This is a genomic window from Pilibacter termitis (assembly GCF_900167335.1).
GTDB classification, from domain to species: Bacteria; Bacillota; Bacilli; order Lactobacillales; family Streptococcaceae; genus Pilibacter; species Pilibacter termitis.
The window spans coordinates 2,153-9,917 of the sequence record NZ_FUXI01000033.1 but is presented as its reverse complement, the minus strand read 5'-3'; the positions used below and the strand labels follow the sequence as shown (position 1 = coordinate 9,917).

Below are 7,765 nucleotides of genomic sequence, written 5' to 3'. Positions count from 1 at the left end.
CGTTTACTTGCTTGAAACGGAGTTTCAAGTGCAGTTGTGAACAGTTGCCAAACTCCTGCCCCTCGTAGCTAGACAAAGAAAAGCGTAGAGGGGTGTTTAGAAGTTTGTCGTAGTGAGCCATGCCATTTACTTGCCTGAAGCAGAGCTTCAGGTGGCATTGCGAACAACGACCAAACTTCTGCCCCTCGTAGCTAGACAAAAGGATAGGAAAAAATGAATAAACGAATTTTTATCGAGAAAAAAGAGCAGTACAAAGTGAAAGAAACGGCACTTTTGCGTGAGTTAGTGCATAATTTACAGTTAAATACGTTGAAAAACGTGAAGTTAGTTCAAGTTTATGATGTGTTTCACATTTCGGAGGAGTTATTGGAAAATGCTGTGTCACATATTTTTTCTGAAAAAGTGACAGATGATATTTTATGCGGTGAAAACGTGAAAACTCTATTGACGAACTCTCAATCGTTTTGTATTGAGGCACTTCCCGGACAGTTTGACCAACGTGCAGCAAGTGCTGAGGAGGCGTTGTTCTTGCTCGGTGCAAGTAGCAAAGTGAAAGTCAACACTGCGACGCTTTATTTGTTCAACCAAGATTTAGCGACAGATGAAGTAGAAAAAATCAAACATTATTTGTTAAATCCAGTAGATTCACGTTTTAAAGAAATTGAGCTAGAGATTTCAGAAGACGAATTTTCAAATTCAGAAAAGGAAATTCCAATTCTTGACTTTTTTAACGATTATTCTGCCGAAGAATTTACAGCATATAAAGCAGAAAATGGACTTGCAATGGAAGTGGATGATTTACTTTTCATTCAAGAATATTTTACAAGTATCAAACGCAATCCAACTGAAACAGAGTTAAAAGTGCTTGATACTTATTGGAGTGATCATTGTCGTCATACCACGTTTGAAACGGAATTGAGAGAGATTGATTTTTCTAAAAGCAAGTTTCAAGCTCAACTTCAAGCGACGTTTGATAAATATTTAACAATGAAATCAGAGTTGAAACGTAATGAAAAACCGACTACTTTAATGGACTTGGCAACGATTTTTGGTAGATATGAGCGTGCTAATGGACGACTTGACGATATGGAAGTAACAGAAGAAATCAATGCGTGTAGCGTTGAAATCGAAGTGGATGTAAATGGTGTGAAAGAGCCGTGGTTGTTGATGTTTAAAAATGAAACGCACAATCACCCAACTGAAATTGAGCCGTTTGGTGGAGCGAGTACGTGTATTGGTGGTGCCATTCGTGACCCACTTTCTGGACGTAGTTATGTATACCAAGCCATGCGAATTACAGGAGCAGGGGATATTTTACAACCTATTAGCGAAACGATGAGCGGAAAACTTCCGCAACAAGTGATTTCTAAAGGGGCAGCACATGGTTATAGTTCTTATGGCAATCAAATCGGTCTTGCGACAACGTATGTGAAAGAATATTTCCATGACGGTTTTGTGGCGAAACGAATGGAAGTAGGTGCTGTGGTAGGTGCCGCTCCAAAGGAAAATGTAAAACGTATTCGACCACAAGCCGATGATGTGATCATTATCCTTGGCGGAAAAACGGGTCGTGACGGAATCGGTGGGGCGACAGGTTCTTCTAAGGTGCAGACGAAAACAACGGTTAAAACTGCAGGAAGTGAAGTACAAAAAGGAAATGCGATTGAAGAACGAAAAATTCAACGTTTATTTAGAAATCCTGATGTGACGAAGTTGATAAAAAAATCTAATGACTTTGGTGCAGGAGGTGTCTGTGTAGCAATTGGCGAACTTGCAGACGGTGTAGAAATCAATCTTGACTTGGTGCCGTTGAAATATCAAGGGTTAAATGGTACGGAAATTGCGATTTCTGAATCTCAAGAACGCATGGCTGTTGTGGTAGCAAAAGAAGAGGTTGACACATTTATTCATGAAAGTGCAAAAGAAAATATTGAGGCGATTCAAGTGGCGAAAGTGACAGAAACACCTCGTCTTGTGATGAAATGGAATGATGAAGTAATCGTTGATTTAGAGCGTAGTTTCCTTGATACAAATGGGAAACGAAGTCATGTAGATGCTCTTGTGATAGATAGCGAAGAAATTCTTCCGTTTCAAGTGAGTACAAGTAAAGAAACGCTTGAAAAAGATATTTGTACTCTTCTTTCTAGTCATAATCACGCAAGTCAAAAGGGATTGCAAACAATGTTTGATAGCTCAATTGGTCGTTCTACGGTCAACCAACCAATTGGCGGGAAATATCAGACGACACCAGCAGAGTGTTCCGTTCAAAAACTCCCTGTTTTACATGGTGAAACAAATACAGTTAGTCTTTTAGCACATGGATATAGCCCTGAAATTGCCAGTTGGTCACCTTACCATAGTGCCGCCCTTGCAGTGATTGAGGTAACAAGTCGTCTAGTTGCAACAGGAGGAATTTGGCAAAACGCTCGTTTTTCTTACCAAGAATATTTTGAGCGTATGAACAAATTGCCCGAGCGTTTTGGGAAACCACTTGCTGCTTTGCTTGGTTCAATTGAGGCTCAAGTGCAACTAGGTTTGCCAAGTATTGGTGGGAAAGATTCGATGAGCGGTAGTTTTGAAAATATCAACGTTCCACCGAGCTTGATTGCTTTTGGTGTAACAACAGGAAATGTAGAAGATATTTTGTCACCTGAATTTAAAGAGACAGGCGAAAAAATTTATTATATCAAAGGAATTTCTCTTAGCGAAGAAATTGACTATACACTCGTGAAAGAAAACCTATCCTTGATGAGTAAACTTCAAGAAAAATATAGACTAACTTCCGCTATTTCGACAAAAACAGGTGGATTTGCAGAAAGTTTGGCTTTGATGACGTTTGGAAATAAAATCGGTGCAACAGTTGCTTTGCCAACGATTACTAGCGTATTAAGTGCTGAATTTGCAGGATTTATTTTCACAAGTAAAGAAACAATCAATGATGAAAACGTTCAGCATATCGGTGAAACAACGGAAAACTTCGAGATTACCTTAAACAATGTCGTAATAAATGGCGAGACATTACTTTCTGCGTTTGAGGGAACATTTGAAGAAGTTTATCCTACATTATTTGAACAAAAACAAGATTTACAAGAAATACCAGAGGTTAAAAGTGAACAAGTGATTCAAAACCGTAAAATTGTCAAAGAACCACTCGTTTACATTCCAGTTTTCCCCGGAACAAACTGTGAATATGATACAGCTAAAGCATTTGAACAAGCAGGTGCAAAAACGAAAATCGTACCTTTTAAAACTTTGAATGAAAAAGCAATTGAACACTCCATTGAGGAAATGGTAGAAATGATTGGTCAAGCACAAATTTTAATGTTCTCAGGAGGTTTCTCAGCAGCAGATGAACCAGACGGCAGTGCAAAATTCATTGTCAACATTTTACTCAATGAAAAAGTGAAAACAGCAATTGAACACTTTATCGCAAATGGCGGATTAATTCTAGGGATTTGCAACGGCTTCCAAGCACTCGTCAAATCTGGGCTTTTGCCGTATGGAAAATTTGACGAAATAACTGCGACAAGTCCAACGCTTTTCTACAATGATGCCAATCAGCACGTGGCAAAAATGGTGGAAACACGCATTAGCAATACCAATTCTCCGTGGCTTGCCAATGTAAAAGTAGGTGATGTGCATACGATTCCTGTTTCGCATGGTGAAGGAAAATTCGTAGTAGAGCAAAACGAGCTTGAAGAATTAATCACAAACGGACAAATCGTTACACAATATTGTGATTTCAATGGAAATGTTTCAATGGATAGCCATTTCAATCCAAACGGTTCTGTTTGTGCGATTGAAGGAATTATTAGCAAAAACGGACAAATTTTAGGGAAAATGGGACATTCTGAGCGATACGAGAATGGACTTTTCCAAAATATCCCGGGAAATAAAGACCAAAAACTTTTTGAAAGTGCCGTAGCGTATTTTCAAGGAAACTAAAAATGAAGTGAACGAAAATGTTAGAGGAGCCTTTAATTCGTTATCCTCACATTTTCGTTCAAGTTTAGAAATAAGGAGATTATTTTGACTTACGAAGTAAAGAGCTTGAATGAAGAATGTGGACTTTTTGGCATTTGGGGACATCCAGATGCGGCAAAAGTTACATATTTTGGGCTACATTCCTTACAGCACCGTGGACAAGAAGGGGCAGGGATTGTGGCAAATAATAGCGGAAAACTCACAGGTCATCGTGATTTAGGGTTGATTGCAGATGTTTTTCGTGAGGAGAAAATTTTTGATGAATTAAAAGGAAATGCAGCAATTGGTCATGTTCGCTATGCAACCGCAGGAAACGGTTCAATCAATAACATTCAGCCGTTTCTATTTAATTTCTATGATGCCTCTTTTGGTTTGGCACATAATGGCAATTTGACGAATAACATCAGCTTGCGACAAAATCTTGAAATGAACGGAGCAATTTTCCATTCCAATTCGGATACGGAAGTATTAATGCACCTCATTCGCCGTAGTAAAAAAGTAGATTTTATGGAAAAAGTAAAAGAGGCGTTAAATACGGTAAAAGGAGGTTTTGCTTATCTTTTAATGACCGAAACAGAGTTAATTGCCGCACTTGACCCAAATGGTTTCCGCCCGCTTGCGATTGGGCAGATGAAAAATGGAGCGTATGTAGTGGCGAGCGAAACGTGTGCATTAGAAGTAGTCAATGCAGAATTTATCCGTGATGTAAAGCCCGGTGAAGTGATTATCATCAATGATGACGGTTTTAAAATCGACCGCTATACAGAAGACACGCAACTTGCGATTTGTTCAATGGAATATATTTATTTTGCTCGCCCTGACTCGAATATTTACGGTGTCAATGTGCATACTGCACGCAAAAATATGGGACGTACGCTTGCACGTGAAAACAAGATTGATGCAGACATTGTCGTGGGTGTGCCAAATTCTTCGCTTTCCGCTGCCAGTGGTTACGCAGAAGAAAGCGGTCTGCCATATGAGCTTGGGCTTGTGAAAAATCAATACATTCAGCGGACATTCATTCAGCCAACACAAGAATTGCGTGAACAAGGAGTTCGCATGAAACTTTCCGCTGTTCGTGGAGTGGTTGAGGGGAAACGTGTCGTCATGGTTGATGATTCTATCGTGCGTGGCACGACGAGTAGACGGATTGTCAATTTGCTAAAAGAGGCAGGTGCTAAGGAAGTTCACGTGGTTATCTCTAGTCCGCCGTTAAAATATCCATGTTTTTACGGGATTGATATTCAGACTAGACGTGAGTTGATTGCAGCAAACCATTCTGTCGAAGAAATTCGTGAAATTATCGGAGCAGATTCGCTTTACTTTTTGAGCGAACAAGGGTTGATAGACTCTATTGGTTTACAAAGCGAGGAGAAATATTCAGGACTTTGCTTAGCATATTTCAACGGAGATTATCCAACACCATTGTATGACTATGAAGAACGCTATCAAAAAAGTTTAGGCGAGAAAGTGTCATTCTGGGAGGTTTAGCCTCGTGGGTGTGAATAGAATAAAAAAGAAACATGAGGAGAACAAGATGAACAAAAACGCATATGCAAATGCAGGAGTAGATGTTGAGGCAGGCTACGAAGTGGTTGAGCGAATCAAAAAGCACGTAAAACGTACGGAACGCATTGGTGTAATGGGGGCAATTGGTGGGTTTGGCGGTTGTTTCGATTTATCGCTTTTAAACGTGAAAGAACCTGTTTTGATTAGCGGAACTGACGGTGTAGGTACAAAGCTCATGATTGCACAAATTGCAAATAAGCATGATACGATTGGGATTGACTGTGTGGCGATGTGTGTCAATGACATTGTAGCACAAGGTGCAGAGCCACTTTATTTCCTTGATTATATTGCGACAGGGAAAAACAATCCTGAAGTATTAGAGCAAGTGGTGGCAGGTGTGGCTGAGGGGTGCGTTCAGTCCAATGCGGCACTTATCGGCGGTGAAACTGCTGAAATGCCCGGAATGTATGATGAAGAAGAATACGACCTTGCAGGTTTTACTGTGGGTGTGGCTGAAAAAAGCGAAATTATCACAGGAGAAGACATTCAAGAGGGGAATATTCTTTTAGGAATCGCCTCAAGTGGTGTTCATTCTAATGGTTTTTCGCTCGTTCGGAAAGTATTTTTTGAGCAAAATGATTTCACGGTAAACTCTATTTTGCCAGAATTTCCTAATCAAACATTGGGAGAAGTGTTATTGACTCCGACACGCATTTATACACGTCAAATTTTGCCACTTGTCAAAGAGCGATTGGTTAACGGCATTGCTCATATTACAGGTGGAGGATTTGTGGAAAATATTCCGCGTATGTTAAAGAGTGATTTAGCAGCGACTATCACTCTTGGCTCATGGAATGTGTTGCCTGTGTTTTCTGCACTTGAAAAATATGGTAAAATTCCAGAAATGGAAATGTATGAAATTTTCAACATGGGCATTGGCATGGTGCTTGCAGTTGAGGAAAAAAATGTTGAACGCATTAAAGAAATCTTGAGCGAACAAAATGAAAAAGTTTTTGAAATCGGTCGTGTAGTGAAAAAAGAAAACGAAAGTGTTGTGTTTGAGGGGGAAAAATGAGATTTGCAGTTTTTGCCTCGGGAAGTGGCACCAATTTTGAAAAAATCGCTCAAGCAGTCCAACAGAGCAAAATTACAGGAGAACTAGCGTTCTTATTTTGTGACAAAAAAAATGCGTTTGCTTTGAAACGTGCTGAAAAATTAGGTGTTCCAAGCATAGCATTTTCGATTAAAGAATTTGAAAACAAAAAAGAATACGAGCGTGAGATTTTGCGTTTGTTAGAAAAAGAACAAGTAGACTTTATTGTTCTTGCGGGGTATATGAAGATTATCGGTGAGACATTGCTCCATGCGTTTCCACAAAAAATCCTAAACATTCACCCAGCTTATTTGCCAGAATTTCCCGGTGCGAATGGAATTTTGGATGCGTGGAATGAGGGAGTTGCACAATCTGGTGTGACGGTGCATTTTGTTGACGAAGGAATTGATACAGGTCAAATTATTGAGCAAGTGCGTGTACCAATCATGGAAAACGACACCATTGAAACCTTTGAAGAACGTATTCATCAAGCAGAATACAAACTATACCCTCGAGTGATTCAAAAATACATTGAAAGTTTTTGAACAAAGTGAGAAAATATAATTTGGTAATTAAAAAAGAAAAGCGAAAAGGGGCGTTTTGAAGTCTGCAACAGTGAGCCGTGTCGTTTACTTGCTCGAAACAAAGTTTCGAGCGACACAGCGAACAGTTGCCAGACTTCAGCCCCTTGTAGCTAGACAAAGAAAAGCGAAAAGGGGCGTTAAGGAGTTGGCGACAGCGAACCACGTTGTTTATTTACTTGAAGCGATAGCTTCAAGCAACGTTGTGAGCAGTCGCACCACTCCTGCCCCTCGCAGCTAGACAAAGAAAAGCGAAGAGGGGCGATTTGAAGTCTGCAACAGCGAGCTGTGTCGTTTACTTGCTCGAAACAAAGTTTCGAGCGACACAGCGAACAGTTGCCAGACTTCAGCCCCTTGTAGCTAGACAAAGAAAAGCGAAGAGGGGCGTTAAGGAGTTTGTCGCAGTGAGCCACAGCATTTACTTGCTGGAAACATAGTTTCCAGTGCTGTTGTGAACAGCGACCCAACTCCTGCCCCTCGCAGCTAGACAAAGAAAAGCGAAGAGGGGCGTTTTGAAGTCTGCAACAGCGAACACTGTCGTTCATTTACTAGAAACGTAAGTTTCTAGCGACATTGTGAGCAGTTGCCAGACTTCAGC

General features: G+C 40.3%; 6 protein-coding genes. All 6 read left to right on the top strand.

From position 1 onward, the window contains the following. Nucleotides 1–213 precede the first annotated feature (213 nt). The 6 genes from B5D30_RS11370 (at nucleotide 214) to B5D30_RS13825 (ending at nucleotide 7,604) form a co-directional block, all read left to right on the top strand. Nucleotides 214–3,945: a phosphoribosylformylglycinamidine synthase gene (locus tag B5D30_RS11370; protein ID WP_078808194.1), complete on the top strand. Its 3,732-nt coding sequence runs from the start codon at nucleotides 214–216 to the stop codon at nucleotides 3,943–3,945. Between the two features lie 84 nt (nucleotides 3,946–4,029). Next, a complete protein-coding gene (gene purF / locus B5D30_RS11365; protein ID WP_078808193.1) occupies nucleotides 4,030–5,475 on the top strand; it encodes an amidophosphoribosyltransferase in 1,446 nt (481 codons plus the stop codon). Nucleotides 5,476–5,521: 46 nt separating this feature from the next. Further along, nucleotides 5,522–6,568, top strand: coding sequence for a phosphoribosylformylglycinamidine cyclo-ligase (purM, locus tag B5D30_RS11360; RefSeq protein ID WP_078808192.1), 1,047 nt, complete (start codon nucleotides 5,522–5,524; stop codon nucleotides 6,566–6,568). Beyond that, the gene (purN, locus tag B5D30_RS11355; RefSeq protein WP_078808191.1) at nucleotides 6,565–7,131 is read left to right on the top strand and encodes a phosphoribosylglycinamide formyltransferase; all 567 of its coding nucleotides are present in this window, start codon (nucleotides 6,565–6,567) and stop codon (nucleotides 7,129–7,131) included. The genes purM and purN overlap by 4 nt, the downstream gene beginning before the upstream one ends. A 55-nt stretch (nucleotides 7,132–7,186) precedes the next feature. Then, nucleotides 7,187–7,408, top strand: a complete 222-nt coding sequence (locus tag B5D30_RS11350) for a hypothetical protein (RefSeq protein ID WP_078808190.1) — start codon at nucleotides 7,187–7,189, stop codon at nucleotides 7,406–7,408. Between the two features lie 25 nt (nucleotides 7,409–7,433). Then, complete coding sequence (locus tag B5D30_RS13825; protein ID WP_159443312.1) at nucleotides 7,434–7,604, top strand: hypothetical protein; 171 nt, start codon at nucleotides 7,434–7,436, stop codon at nucleotides 7,602–7,604. Nucleotides 7,605–7,765 lie beyond the last annotated feature (161 nt).

What these genes read in the sequence shown, in the direction of transcription:
- purN (WP_078808191.1), top strand. Translation starts at nt 6,565, where the DNA reads ATGAGATTTGCAGTTTTTGCCTCGGGAAGTGGCACCAATTTTGAAAAA.
- B5D30_RS11370 (WP_078808194.1), top strand. Translation starts at nt 214, where the DNA reads ATGAATAAACGAATTTTTATCGAGAAAAAAGAGCAGTACAAAGTGAAA.
- purM (WP_078808192.1), top strand. Translation starts at nt 5,522, where the DNA reads ATGAACAAAAACGCATATGCAAATGCAGGAGTAGATGTTGAGGCAGGC.